A 13,395-nucleotide genomic window follows, 5' to 3' on the forward strand; every position below is an offset into this window, starting at 1 on the left:
GATCATTCACTGGTAAGGGCCGTGACCGGGTCAAGCCGGGCAGCTTTGCGGGCCGGCATGAAGCCGAAGATGACGCCGGTGACCAGCGCACAGGCAAACGCACCGATCACCGCCAGCGCTTGAAAGGCAATCGCCACGCCGCTGAGCAACAACACGCCGCCGACCAGCAGCGCCAGGCCAATTCCGGCGATACCGCCGACCACCGAGAGCATCAGCGCTTCGGTGAGAAACTGACGGAGGATGTCGCGCTGACGGGCGCCGGTGGCCATGCGAATACCGATCTCGCGGGTACGTTCGCGCACGGTCATGAGCATGATGTTCATCACGCCGATACCGCCGACCAGCAGGGAAATCGCCGCAATCGCCCCCAGCATCAGCGACAGCGTGCCTTGCGTGCGCGCTTCGGCCTGGATCATCGCGGCATTGTTGGTCAGTTCGAAATCCTTCTTGCCGTGGTGTCGACGCAACATCGCCTGTTCGATGGCCTGTTCGGCGTCCTTGACCTTGCGCGCGTCCTTGGCGGCAATCACCACGTATTGTGGATTGCGGCTGCCGAACAGGCGCGTGCTCGCCGCCGAGTAGGGAACGGCGATGCGGTTGTCGCTATCGGAGTCGCCGGAGCTGGCGCCTTTTTCCGCAAGCACGCCGAGGATCTGGAACGGCACGTTTTCGATGAGGATGTATTGGCCGATGGGGTCGGCGACATCCTTGAGCAACTTGTCGCGAACCTTGGTGCCGATCACCGCGACGGCGGCGGCGCTGTCCTCGTCGGCCTGGGTGAAGTAGCTGCCCTGAATCACCGGCCAGTTGAAAATCTGCGGAAAGTTGGTGTCATTGCCGCCGACGTAGCTGCTGTGGTCGGCGTTGCCAAAGCGCACCCCGGCGGTCGAGCCGTTGACCGGCATGATCCGTTCCACCTGGGGCAGGGCGGACAGTTCGGCGACGTCGTCGAGGGTGATGATGCCCTCCGGCGTACGCGGGTTCGGCGCCGAGCCGCTGAGGTAAATGATGTTGGAGCCGAACGCGCCCATTTGCGCCATGACCTGACGCTTGCTGCCTTCGCCGACGGCGAGCATGACCACCACCGAGGCCACGCCAATGACGATGCCCAGCAGGGTCAGCGCCGTGCGAAAGCGGTTGATCCACATCACCCGCCACGCCGCTTGTACAGCGTCGAGCAGTTCACCTTTCCAGGCGCCGGTCTGGCTGCTGCCGTTGCTCAGGCGCTGGCGCAGGTCGACCGCTTGCAACGCCCCGGGATTGGCCGCAGGCGGCGCGCACGCGTGCTCGGCGCTGTCGCTGATGATCAGGCCGTCACGGATTTCGATGATGCGTTTGGCCCGTTGCGCCACTTCGCGGTCGTGGGTGATGAGGATCACCACATGACCCTGATCGGCGAGTTCGTCGAGCAGGCTCATGACCTCGGCGCCGCTGTGGCTGTCGAGGGCGCCAGTCGGCTCGTCGGCGAGGATGATATGGCCGCCGTTCATCAGCGCACGGGCAATCGACACCCGCTGTTGCTGGCCGCCGGAAAGCTGATGCGGACGATTGCCAGTGCGAGTGCCGAGGCCGAGACGTTCCAGCAGCGCGTGAGCTCGGGCATGCCGCTCGGCGGCCGGGGTGCCGGCGTAGATCGCTGGCATCTCGACGTTTTCCTGGGCCGAGCCGGAGGGAATCAGGTGGTAGCCCTGAAAGACAAAACCGAAGGCTTCGCGGCGCAGCCAGGCCAGTTCATCGCTGTCCAGATGCGCGACATTTTCCCCGGCGAACAGATACTCGCCGCTGGTGGGACGGTCGAGGCAACCGAGGATATTCATCAGCGTCGATTTGCCCGAACCGGAGGCGCCGACAATCGCAACGAATTCGCCGGCGTGGATCGACAGATCGATCCCGCGCAGCACTTCCACCCGCGGGCTGTCATCACCGCCGTAGGCTTTGCGGATCTGCCGCAGGTCGATCAGGGGCGTGTGCATTCAGCCTCCATGACCAGCGGCCGGCGCGCTGAGAACATGCTCGCCCTCGGCCAGACCTTCCAGCACCTGGGTGCGCAGGCGATCGTTGATGCCGGTGCGCACTTCCCGCGTTTGAATATCACCGTTCGCAGCGACGATCTGCGCCCGCTGCCACTGCGGACGCGAGCCCGGTTGCAGGGCAGCAGTCGGCACGGTCAGGGTGTCTTGCGCCTGTTCGGCGACGAAGAACACCTGGGCGGTCATGTCGGTCATCAGGCTGTGATCGGCGTTGTCGACGTCGAGCAGCACGGTATAAAGAACCACGCGTTCGCTGCCGCTGCGACCACTGGTAGGGCTGCCGCCCTGATTCTGTTCAAGCGGACGTGGTGGCACCGGCAGGATCTGCCGCACCGTGCTGCTCCAGCGCCGAGTGCCACCGCTGAGGGTGGTGAAGTAAGCGGTCATGCCCGGTTTGACGTGGCCAATGTCGGCCTCCGAAACTTCGGCCCATACCGTCATCGGCGACAGTCGGGCGATGCGCAGGATCAGCGGGGTCTGTTGCTGCGCGTTGAGGGTCTGGCCTTCGCGCGCACCGATGGCGACCACGGTGCCGCTCATCGGCGCGTAGATGCGCGTGTAACCGAGCTCCGCTTCGTCGCTGCGCAGGCTGGCCTTGGCCTGGCGGATCTGCGCCTGGAACATGTCGATGCGCGCCTGGGTTGCGCGAACCTCGGCGCGCGCGGTCTGCACGTCTTCCTCGCGGGTGGCGCCACCGGCGGCGAGTTTCTGCTGGCGCTGGTATTTCTGCTGCGCCAGATCGTGCTGGGCGCGTTGCTCCTGCAACTGCGCCTTGAGGTTTTCGATGGAAAAGCGCCCGGCATCGAGCTTGGCTTTCTGTGTCGACGGGTCGATTTCCACCAGCAACTGGCCTTCCTTGACCGTATCGCCAGCCTCGACGTGAATCTTCTGAATCTGCCCCGAAGCCTGCGCCCCGACATCCACATAGCGGCGCGGCTGCAAGGTACCGAGCGCCGTCACGCTGTTTTCGATATCGCCCCGGCTGACCTGCACAGTGGCAACGGCGTCGCGACCGGGTGGCAAAACCTGCCAGGCAGCAACGGCGATCACGGGAATCAGACAGAGGGCGGCAAACAGCGCGCGACGGGCGGGGCGGGGACGATTCATGCAGGGTTCCGGCCAGTGGTTGCGGCCCGTCGCAAGGCACGACAGACACAGGGGCTGTCCTGTAAACGAGGCATGGGCGACGGAATTTAGCCGCAGACACATCGAGTTACCGTAGCCGGGCGACGACTATTTGTCCGGGATATGGAATCAACTCTTTAAATCTATATGAGAATTACTATAAATTACGCACCTCAAGTTGCCACTATCTTGCTACTGCGTGATCCGCAGGTCTGATCAGTGCGCTCAAGGACAGAAACGGCATCGATGCGGTCGGGAGTCATGTTGGAAAACTACTATCGTGAGCTGGTGTGTTTCCTCAACGCCAGACTGGGCAACCGTCAGGTCGCCGAGGATGTGGTGCATGACGCCTATGTACGCGTGCTGGAGCGCTCCAGCGAGGTGCCGATCGAACAACCCCGGGCCTTCCTTTATCGCACCGCGTTGAACCTGGTTATTGACGATCACCGCCGTAACGCGCTGCGTCAGGTCGAATCGCTGGACGTGCTCGACAACGAAGAGCGCTATTTCACCCCGTCCCCCCACGGCACCCTCGATCACGGCCAGCGTCTGGAAATGCTCCAGCGCGCACTGGCCGAGCTGCCGCCGCTGTGCCGCGACAGTTTTCTGCTGCGCAAGATCGAAGGAATGTCCCATCCGGAAATCGCCCAGACCCTCGGCATCTCCCGGGCGCTGGTGGAAAAACACATCGTCAACGCCATGAAACATTGCCGCTTGCGCATCCAGCAATGGGATGGCCAGTGATCCGCGCCGGTTAAATTTCCTTTCATCGTCCTCGTTCCTACTCAACAGACGACCTGCTGACCTGATTCAGGCCGGTCAGGCCACCCAGGCTTTATTTCCCCGCGTTGAGGGGTTCATCCAGAGGACACTGGAAATGACACAGGCAATTGCATCGCCCATCGTTCACGACCTGATCGGCGTCGGTTTCGGCCCTTCGAACCTGGCACTGGCCATCGCCCTGCAAGAGCGCGGCCGGATCCAGGGCGAACTGGATGTGCTGTTCCTCGACAAGCAGGCCACCTACAGCTGGCACGGCAATACATTGTCGACGCAGAGCGAGTTGCAGATTTCCTTCCTCAAGGACCTGGTGACCCTGCGCAATCCGACCAGCCCGTACTCGTTCGTCAATTACCTCAAGCACCACGGGCGTCTGGTCGACTTCATCAACCTCGGCACCTTTTATCCATGCCGCATGGAGTACAACGACTACCTGCGCTGGGTGGCCGGGCAGTTCACCGAGCAGAGCCGTTACGGTGAAGAAGTGCAGTTCATCGAACCGGTATTGCACAACCAGCAGGTCGAAGCCTTGCGGGTGATTTCCCGGGGCAGCGACGGCCAGCAATTCGTGCGTACCACACGTTCGGTGGTGGTCAGCGCTGGCGGCACACCGCGCATTCCAGAGGCGTTCAAGGCGCTGAAGGGCGATCATCGGGTATTCCACCATTCGCAATACCTGTCGCAAATGGCCAGACAGCCGTGCGAGAACAATCAACCGATGAGTATCGCCATCATCGGAGGCGGACAGAGCGCGGCGGAAGCCTTTATCGATCTGAATGATTCATTCCCGTCGGTGCAGGTCGACATGATCCTGCGCGGCTCGGCCTTGAAGCCTGCGGACGACAGCCCGTTCGTCAACGAAGTGTTCTCGCCGGAATTCACTGATCTGGTGTTCCAGCAGAACAGCGTCGAGCGCGAGCGTCTGGTCAACGAGTACCACAACACCAACTATTCGGTGGTCGACATCGACCTGATCGAACGCATCTACGGCATCTTCTACCGGCAGAAGGTTTCCGGGATTGCCCGCCATGCCTTCCGCACCCTGACCACCGTCGAAAGCGCCAATGCGACGGCAAATGGCATCGAACTGGCGGTGCGCAACAATGCCACTGGCGAAGTCACAGTGCGGATTTACGACGCCGTGGTGCTGGCCACCGGTTACGAGCGCCAGATGCACCGCAAATTGCTCGCGCCGCTGGAGGAATACCTCGGCGAATTCGAAGTCGATCGCAACTACAAACTGATCACCGACGAGCGCTGCAAGGCCGGCATATATATGCAGGGCTTCTGCCAGGCCAGCCATGGCCTGAGCGATACGCTGCTGTCGGTGCTGCCGATTCGCGCCGATGAAATCGCTGGCTCGTTGTACGAGCATGGCAAACAGCGCGGGCACAGCCGTTCTGTGGCGGAGTTGCTGTTGGCGACTGCCAGCTGAGTTCTGCGGCGCCTGTCACACCGCTTTCGCGAGCAGGCTCGCTCCCACAATGGTTCTGTGAACGCAGGGCAAAATGTGGGAGCGAGCCTGCTCGCGAAGGGGCCATGGAAAGCCCCACATATGATCGTTCCCACGCTCTGCGTGGGAATGCAGCCGGGACGCTCCGCGTCCCTTTCAGAAGCCGAACGCGGAGCGTCCGATGAGGCGTTCCTACGCTGAGCGTAGGAACGCTCGCGGGGAAATTCTGAACCCTTCCTGAACACCCCCCACATTCCCGGCAAACACCTCTTCCAGCGGTTTAGCTGCAGGCGTAAGCTGCGCGCGTTTTCATCAATTGCGGAGACCCACAGTGGGTACTTGTTCGAGTGACAGTTGTCGGCCGGTCTCGATCACCGGCAGATTCTCGGCAAGATAACGCGCAGTCTTTCCCTGCCGTTGTCTCGCCGTAACAGCGAGCAGCGGCATCCCGTGCACGACCCGTTCCGGAACGTGTCTCGACGTCCTTCTCATCGACGCTGAACCAAGCGTGCTGACGACCTCAGTCGTCATCGCAGCCTATCGACACGCCTGTCATTCCCGACGGGCGCGCTACGCCTTGCCGTGCCGGTTGTTCCGGCGGCGAGGCGCGGCGGTACCTGCTCGACGGTTTCCCGGCTGACCACAGGGGACACAGCCATGAAACTCACGCTCAAGGAATTTTTCGCAGGTTTTCTGCGCAGCCGCCACATCGCCCGGCACTTCCGTCGTCTGGCGCTGCTGGATTCGATCAACGACACCAGGGTCAACCGTGAAGTGCCGCCGACGCTGGCCAGTACGCTGGTGGCTGCCGCCCATGCCGACAGCGCCGCGTTGCTGTCGTCGTTGGGCACGCACGGCGAGGGGCTCACCGAGGTCGAGGCCGATGCACTGCGTGCGCAACACGGCCTCAACGAAGTCGAACACGAGCAGCCGCTGCCGTGGTGGACTCATCTGTGGCACTGCTACAAAAATCCGTTCAACCTGCTGCTGACCTTGCTCGCGGTGATCTCCTGGCTGACCGAAGACCTCAAGGCGGCCGTGGTGATTTTCTCCATGGTGGTGCTGTCGACGCTGCTGCGCTTCTGGCAGGAGAGCAAATCCAATCAGGCCGCCGATGCGCTCAAAGCCATGGTCAGCAACACCGCCACGGTGCTGCGCCGCGATGGCCCACGCCGGGAGCTGCCGATCAGGCAACTGGTGCCCGGCGATCTGATCGTACTCTCGGCCGGCGACATGATTCCCGCCGATTGCCGCGTGCTCAGCGCCAAGGACCTGTTCGTCAGCCAGGCAGCGATGACCGGTGAATCGATGCCGGTGGAGAAATTCACCCGGCAGACCGATCGCGACACGCGTAACCCGCTGGAGCTGGACAATATTCTGTTCATGGGCACCAACGTTGTCTCCGGCAGCGCGATTGCGCTGATTCTCACCACCGGCAACAGCACCTACTTCGGTGCGCTGGCGCAACGGGTCGGCGCGACGGACCGGGCGGTGACCTCGTTTCAGCAGGGGGTCAACAAGGTCAGCTGGCTGCTGATCCGCTTCATGTTCGTCATGGCGCCGCTGGTGCTGTTCATCAACGGTTTCACCAAGGGCGACTGGACCGAAGCGCTGCTCTTCGCGCTGTCGATTGCCGTCGGCCTGACTCCGGAAATGCTGCCGATGATCGTCACCTCGACCCTGGCCAAAGGGGCCGTGGCCCTGTCGCGCAAAAAAGTCATCGTCAAACGCCTCGACGCGATCCAGAACTTCGGCGCCATGGACGTGCTGTGCACCGACAAGACCGGCACCCTGACTCAGGACAAGATCTTTCTCGCCCGTAATGTCGACGTCTGGGGTGAGGATTCTGACGCTGTGCTGGAACTGGCCTACCTCAACAGCTACTACCAGACCGGCCTGAAAAACCTGCTGGATGTGGCGGTGCTGGAACACGTGGAAATCCATCGCGAATTGAAAGTCGGCAGTGCGTTTCGCAAAGTCGATGAAATCCCGTTTGATTTCAATCGCCGGCGCATGTCGGTGGTCGTGGAGGGCCGCGCTCAGCCCCACCAATTGATCTGCAAAGGCGCGGTGGAAGAAGTGCTGGCGGTGTGCAGCCGGGTGCGTCACGGCGAAGTTGATGAGGCTTTGAGCGATGAATTGCTGGCGCGGATTCGCCAGGTCACCGGCGCTTTCAATGCCGAAGGTCTGCGCGTGGTGGCGGTCGCGGCTCGCTCAATGCCAGCAGGCCGCGAGATTTACAGCCTGGCCGATGAGCAGGAACTGACGCTGATCGGTTACGTGGCGTTCCTCGATCCGCCGAAGGAAAGCACCGCGCCAGCGCTCAAGGCCTTGGCCGAGCACGGCGTGGCGGTGAAGGTGTTGACCGGTGACAACGAGCTGGTCACAGCAAAGATCTGCCGCGAGGTCGGCCTCGGACAACAGGGTTTGCTGCTGGGCAATGACATTGAGCGCATGAGCGATGCTGAGCTTGCGGTGGCGGTCGAGACGACCAACGTCTTCGCCAGACTCACGCCGTCGCACAAAGAGCGCATCGTCCGTGTGCTCAAGGGCAACGGCCATGTGGTCGGGTTCATGGGCGACGGTATCAACGACGCGCCGGCGCTGCGCAGCGCCGACATCGGCATTTCCGTGGACAGCGCGGTGGACATCGCCAAGGAGGCGGCGGACATCATCCTGTTGGAAAAAAGCCTGATGGTGCTGGAGGAGGGCGTGCTCGAAGGGCGGCGTACCTTCGCCAACATGCTCAAGTACATCAAGATGACTGCCAGCTCCAACTTCGGCAATGTGTTCTCGGTGCTGGTCGCCAGCGCGTTCATCCCGTTCCTGCCGATGCTGCCGATGCACCTGCTGGTGCAGAACCTGCTGTACGACATTTCGCAGATTGCCATTCCGTTCGATAACGTCGACGAAGAGATGCTGAAACAGCCGCAGCGCTGGCAGCCGGCTGACGTAGGGCGTTTCATGCTGTTCTTCGGCCCGATCAGTTCGATCTTCGACATTACGACATTCGCCTTGATGTGGTACGTGTTCGACGCCAATACCCCGGATCACCAGACGCTGTTCCAGTCCGGCTGGTTCGTGGTCGGGTTGCTGACCCAGACGCTGATCGTGCACATGATCCGCACGCCGAAGATTCCGTTCCTGCAAAGCCGTGCAGCCATGCCGCTGATGGTGATGACCGGGGTCATCATGGCGGTCGGCATCTTCCTGCCAATGGGGCCGCTGGCGCATTACTTCAAATTGCAGGCGCTGCCGTCGCTGTATTTCGTGTTTCTGCCAATGATTCTGCTCGCGTACATGGCTTTGACCCAAGCGGTGAAAGGCTTCTACATCCGTCGATTCGGCTGGCAATAGCAGCCATGGAATGCTCTCCCCTGTGGGAGCGAGCCTGCTCGCGAAGGCGCCGTGTCAGTCAATACGTCTCTGACTGGTATAGCCCCTTCGCGAGCAGGCTCGCTCCCACAGGGGATATTGGTGCGTCGGGGCCGCCGGATGAATGAGCGGATTTTTAGGAAAAGTCCTACAGAGCTATCCCCGACGCTTGCGTAGTCTTGCCCTCCCCAAACCTCACCGGGAGAATGACCATGAGCAACAAAGCGTTGCGCATCCTGATCGCCGACCCGCAGCATTTTCATCGCATGAAAATCGAGCGCCTGTTCAACTCGCTCGGCTACTACCGCGTCGCCCCGGTGCAGAATCTCGGCGAACTATTGACGCTGGTCGACTACGGCTGCGAGCCGTTCGATGTATTGGTGATCAATGCCGAGCTGGCGGCAGGCTCCCTCGATCTGTCGGGCTTTCTGCTCGATCACCCACAGGTTCGCCACGCTCTGATCTACAACGAACCGTCGGCGCCCTTGCTGGCGGTTGCGGGGTTTGCTCAGGAAAACGCGCAGATCAGCCCGACGCCATTGCCCAATTCACAGCTCATCGGGCAGGTGATGGCGAGAGTCGAAGCTTGCGACGAACGCCAGGCACCGCCCGACTCTCACGCGTCGTTGCGCCATGCCAATGCATAAAAAACCACTCTGCACAACTGTCAGACCTGACAGGTGATTCTCTTGCTCATCCATGTAACAGTGCCGGCGCGGCCACCGACTCCGGGACAGACTGTTGCGGTGTCTTCGATTTTGCAGGAGTACCAATGAAGTCAGCGCTGATCGTCGATGATCACCCAGTCGTGCGCGCGGCCATTCGAATTGTCCTGCAGGCTCAAGGCTTCACGCAGATTCATGAAGCGTCCAATGGCAATGAAGTCGTGCCGTTGATTTGCGCGCATGATCCACACCTGGTCGTGCTCGATCTCGGCTTGGGGTCCATGGACGGGCTGGAAGTGCTGACGCGAATCCAGATCAAAGCGCCGACGGCACGCTGCCGGATCCTGGTGTTCAGCATGCATGAGCCCACGCATTACCAGGAGCGCTGTTTGCGCGCGGGCGCGCGGGGTTACGTGACCAAGAGCAATCATCTGACGCTGCTGCACGATGCTATCAAGGCGCTGATGTCCGGCCACACCTATTTCTCTGCGTTGCCCAATACCAGCGGTCTGTACAACGCGGTGCAACGCACTGAACAGGAGCTGATCGCTCAGCTGTCCGATCGAGAGTTATGCATTTTCGTGAACCTGGCGTTGGGCAAACCAAACAAAGCCATCGCCCAGGAGATGCACCTGAGTCACAAGACTGTCAGCACCTACAAGACCCGCATGATGGCGAAACTTGGCCTGGGTTCGCTGGTGCTTCTGCGTGAGTTCGCCAAGCGCAATCACTTGATCTGAGTACCTCGACATGACGCAGGGACTGCGGGTTTTAGGACTGTGGCTGGGGCTTGTTGCCTCGGTCGGGGCGAATGACCAACCGCAGACACTGGAGGTGCTGGCGCGCCTCGAACCTGGGGGTATCCAGGTCCGCCTCGATGATCGGGAGCGCCAGTGGCTGCGTGAGCATCCAGTTTTGCGCATGGGCATCTCCGGCCCGGATTACCCGCCCTTCGAAATCACCCGCCAACAGCATGAGCTGGAAGGGCTGACCGCCGATTACGCCGACCTGATGGCGCAACTGCTCGGCATCAGGATCGAAGTGCGGCGTTTCGCCGATCGGCCGGCACTGATGGCCGCACTCAAGCGCGCCGACGTTGATCTCTTGGGCACCTCGAACAGTTTCGAAGCGGCGGATCCGGCCTTTGTTCTGTCGCGGCCGTATGCTGAAGATCAGCCTATGCTGGTCACGCGTCACGACGAGAAGCTGACCGCCGACCTGACGGCCAAACGCATCGCCATGGTCGAGGATTACCTGCCACTGGCCCATGTTCAGGCGTTCTACCCCGGCGCCCACGTGCAGCTTTATGCTTCGGCCATGGATGCACTCGGCGCGGTCGCCTTCGGTGCCGACGACGTGTACCTGGGCGACTTCATCAGCGCCAATTATCTGATCAACACCAACTATCGCAACGACCTGCAATTGGCCGGGCCGTCGGGGCTTGATGCCAATCCGTTCGCCTTTGCGTTGTTGCGCAGCGATGTGGCGCTCAAACGCATCGTCGACAAGGCCTTGCTGGCCGTGCCCATGGAACGTCGGCATCTGATCGAACAGCGCTGGAGTGTCGGCCTTGCCGAGATGGCCGAACAGTCGCGGGTACAGCTCAGCGCCGCTGAACAGCAGTGGCTTGATCAGCACCCGGTGGTGCGGGTGGGCGCGGTCGAAGACTTCGCGCCGTTGGCGTTTTTCGATGCCGATGGACGCTTCAACGGCCTGGCAGCGCAGTTGTTGAGCCTCATCGCTCAGCGCAGCGGGCTGAATTTCGAGATCGTGCGTGGCACCTCGTTGAACGATCAGTTCGAGCAGCTCCAGGCGGGTGAACTTGATGTCCTGCCGGTGGTGACGCCGAGCACCGAGCGGGAAGCGCAGCTGCAATTCACTCGCGCCTATCTGAACAATCCGTTCGTGCTGGTCAGCGCGGCGAACGGGCCACATCCATTGCCGCTCGACGACCTGGCGGGCAAACGCCTGGCCATCTATCGCGGCCACCCGTTGCGCGAATACCTGTTGCAACGCGTGCCCGGACTACGTCTGGTCGAAGTCAAAAGCCCCGCCGAAGGCATGGCGCTGATTGCCCGAGGACAGGTCGACGTAACGGTGAGCTCGTTGCTGGTGGCGCGTTTTCTGATTGCCCGGCAGTACCGCGATCGCCTGCGAATTACCGGCACCGTTGGCGATCAGCCGGCGCGCATCGCATTGGCCACGGCGCCGCAATCGGCATTGCTGCACTCGATTCTGAACAAGGCGTTGCTGAGCATTGCGCCGCAGCAAATGGATGAACTGGTGGAGCGCTGGAGCCACGATGTAGTGGTCGAGAACAGCTACTGGCTGCGCCACCGTCAGGAGATTCTGCTTGGTTTCGCCAGCGCAGCTGCCTTGCTTCTGTTGGCACTGCTGTGGATTGGCTGGCAGCGCCGGCAGATCCACCAGCGTCAGCAATGGTTGCTGCAACTGCAACAGGCCAAGGACGCGGCGGACGAAGCCAGTAGGGCCAAGAGTACTTTTCTGGCGACCATGAGCCACGAGATCCGCACGCCGATGAACGCCCTGATCGGCATGCTCGAACTGGCCCTCAAGCGCGCAGAGGAGGGCGTCACCGACCGCTTGGCGATTCAGGTGGCGTCGAATGCCGGCCAGCAATTATTGGCGTTGATTGGCGACATTCTCGATATCGCTCGTATCGAGTCCGGGCATTTGTCCCTCGCGCCCGAGCGAGCTAATTTACGCGAGACGGTGTTATCGGTATGCCGAGTGTTCGAAGGGCTGGCGCGGCAGAAACGCTTGTTGTGGCGCATCGAGCTTGATCCGCGCGCCGACGTGGATGTGCTGATCGATCCGACGCGCTTCAAACAGGTGCTGTCCAACCTGTTGAGCAATGCGATCAAATTCACCGAGGCAGGCGAGGTCAGCCTGCGTCTGCAGATCGTTGCGATATCGCACGAGCAAGTGAGTGTGCAAGTGCTGATCGAAGACAGCGGCATCGGTATAAGTGCTGAAGATCAAAAGCGCCTGTTCAGCCCGTTCGTTCAAGCGAGCAATAGCCTTCAAGCGGCGCGCAGCGGTTCCGGCCTGGGGCTGGTGATCAGCCGTAACCTCTGCGAAATGATGGGCGGCACGCTGGGTCTCGATAGTGATCTCGGGCAAGGCACGCGAGTAAAAATCAATATCCAGTTGCCGCTGCTGACGTCGGTGACGACCACACTGGCAACGCCCGAGGCGGCGGCCGCGACGTGTGTATTAAGCGTGTTGGTGGTGGACGATCACCCGGTCAACCGCTTGCTGATGTGCTGGCAATTGAGCGAACTCGGGCATCGCACGGTAGATGTGGGCGATGGCGAACAGGGACTGGACCGCTGGCGAACCCAGGCCTTCGATGTCGTCATCACCGACTGCAACATGCCGCGACGCAATGGCTATGAACTGGCACAGGCGATTCGCAACGAAGAAGCCGCCAGCGGCCGCAGGCCCTGTCTGATCCTCGGTTTTACGGCCAACGCGCAAATCGAAGAGCGCCTGCGTTGTCTGGATGCCGGTATGGACGGCTGCCTGTTCAAACCGATTCGCTTGCACGATCTGGCTGAAGCCATGAACGGCGCCCGCCGTTGCGAGCTTCACGAAGATGAACCGCCTGGCGCCGAGTCGGTCGAGATTGACCTGAGTGCCTTGGAGCAGATGGCCGGGACCGATCACTCGTTGATCGAGCGTTTGCGCAAGGAAGTCGGTAACAGCCTGCGTGATGATCTCCAGGCTCTGGATCAAATCCACGTCGGCGACCGCAACGGCCTGCGTGAGCTGGCCCATCGCATCAGGGGCGGCGCGCAAATGGTCGGCGCTGCGCGGGTTGTTGCGGCGTGTGCAGATCTGGACACGGCGTGCCGAGACGGTGATAACGCGTTTATCGAGCGTGCCATCGGCAAGCTGCGCGACGCCATGCACGGCCTCGCACGGTGCCTCTGAACCAATGCAG

Annotated in this window: 8 protein-coding genes; 6 read left to right on the plus strand and 2 right to left on the minus strand. The window is 61.5% G+C overall.

Features of this window, described 5'->3' with window-relative positions; all coding sequences use genetic code 11:
* Window positions 1-2: 2 nt before the first annotated feature.
* Complete coding sequence (locus tag J2Y39_RS04530) at window positions 3-1,973, minus strand: MacB family efflux pump subunit (RefSeq protein ID WP_310215382.1); 1,971 nt, start codon at window positions 1,971-1,973, stop codon at window positions 3-5.
* Window positions 1,974-3,137: an efflux RND transporter periplasmic adaptor subunit gene (locus J2Y39_RS04535; protein ID WP_310215385.1), complete on the minus strand. Its 1,164-nt coding sequence runs from the start codon at window positions 3,135-3,137 to the stop codon at window positions 1,974-1,976.
* 279 nt (window positions 3,138-3,416) lie between these two features.
* On the opposite strand from J2Y39_RS04535, the gene J2Y39_RS04540 reads away from it, so the two are divergent.
* The 6 genes from J2Y39_RS04540 (at window position 3,417) to J2Y39_RS04565 (ending at window position 13,385) form a co-directional block, all read left to right on the plus strand.
* Window positions 3,417-3,899: a sigma-70 family RNA polymerase sigma factor gene (locus J2Y39_RS04540; protein WP_016773904.1), complete on the plus strand. Its 483-nt coding sequence runs from the start codon at window positions 3,417-3,419 to the stop codon at window positions 3,897-3,899.
* A gap of 133 nt (window positions 3,900-4,032) precedes the next feature.
* Window positions 4,033-5,370, plus strand: coding sequence for a SidA/IucD/PvdA family monooxygenase (locus J2Y39_RS04545; protein ID WP_310215389.1), 1,338 nt, complete (start codon window positions 4,033-4,035; stop codon window positions 5,368-5,370).
* 675 nt (window positions 5,371-6,045) lie between these two features.
* A complete protein-coding gene (gene mgtA / locus J2Y39_RS04550) occupies window positions 6,046-8,745 on the plus strand; it encodes a magnesium-translocating P-type ATPase (protein WP_310215392.1) in 2,700 nt (899 codons plus the stop codon).
* A 230-nt stretch (window positions 8,746-8,975) separates the two neighbouring features.
* The gene (locus J2Y39_RS04555) at window positions 8,976-9,410 is read left to right on the plus strand and encodes a hypothetical protein (RefSeq protein ID WP_041478514.1); all 435 of its coding nucleotides are present in this window, start codon (window positions 8,976-8,978) and stop codon (window positions 9,408-9,410) included.
* A 125-nt stretch (window positions 9,411-9,535) separates the two neighbouring features.
* Window positions 9,536-10,168 carry a response regulator transcription factor gene (locus tag J2Y39_RS04560; protein ID WP_056784337.1) on the plus strand — a complete coding sequence of 211 codons (633 nt, stop codon included), beginning with the start codon at window positions 9,536-9,538 and terminating at the stop codon, window positions 10,166-10,168.
* Window positions 10,169-10,178: 10 nt separating this feature from the next.
* Complete coding sequence (locus tag J2Y39_RS04565; RefSeq protein WP_256811285.1) at window positions 10,179-13,385, plus strand: transporter substrate-binding domain-containing protein; 3,207 nt, start codon at window positions 10,179-10,181, stop codon at window positions 13,383-13,385.
* Window positions 13,386-13,395 lie beyond the last annotated feature (10 nt).

Origin of the sequence: Pseudomonas sp. 2957 (assembly GCF_031456345.1) — a bacterium.
GTDB lineage: Bacteria > Pseudomonadota > Gammaproteobacteria > Pseudomonadales > Pseudomonadaceae > Aquipseudomonas > Aquipseudomonas siliginis.

Coding starts and splice junctions, on each gene's coding strand:
- J2Y39_RS04530 (WP_310215382.1), bottom strand. CDS start 1,973: ATGCACACGCCCCTGATCGACCTGCGGCAGATCCGCAAAGCCTACGGC.
- J2Y39_RS04535 (WP_310215385.1), bottom strand. CDS start 3,137: ATGAATCGTCCCCGCCCCGCCCGTCGCGCGCTGTTTGCCGCCCTCTGT.
- J2Y39_RS04540 (WP_016773904.1), top strand. CDS start 3,417: ATGTTGGAAAACTACTATCGTGAGCTGGTGTGTTTCCTCAACGCCAGA.
- J2Y39_RS04545 (WP_310215389.1), top strand. CDS start 4,033: ATGACACAGGCAATTGCATCGCCCATCGTTCACGACCTGATCGGCGTC.
- mgtA (WP_310215392.1), top strand. CDS start 6,046: ATGAAACTCACGCTCAAGGAATTTTTCGCAGGTTTTCTGCGCAGCCGC.
- J2Y39_RS04555 (WP_041478514.1), top strand. CDS start 8,976: ATGAGCAACAAAGCGTTGCGCATCCTGATCGCCGACCCGCAGCATTTT.
- J2Y39_RS04560 (WP_056784337.1), top strand. CDS start 9,536: ATGAAGTCAGCGCTGATCGTCGATGATCACCCAGTCGTGCGCGCGGCC.
- J2Y39_RS04565 (WP_256811285.1), top strand. CDS start 10,179: ATGACGCAGGGACTGCGGGTTTTAGGACTGTGGCTGGGGCTTGTTGCC.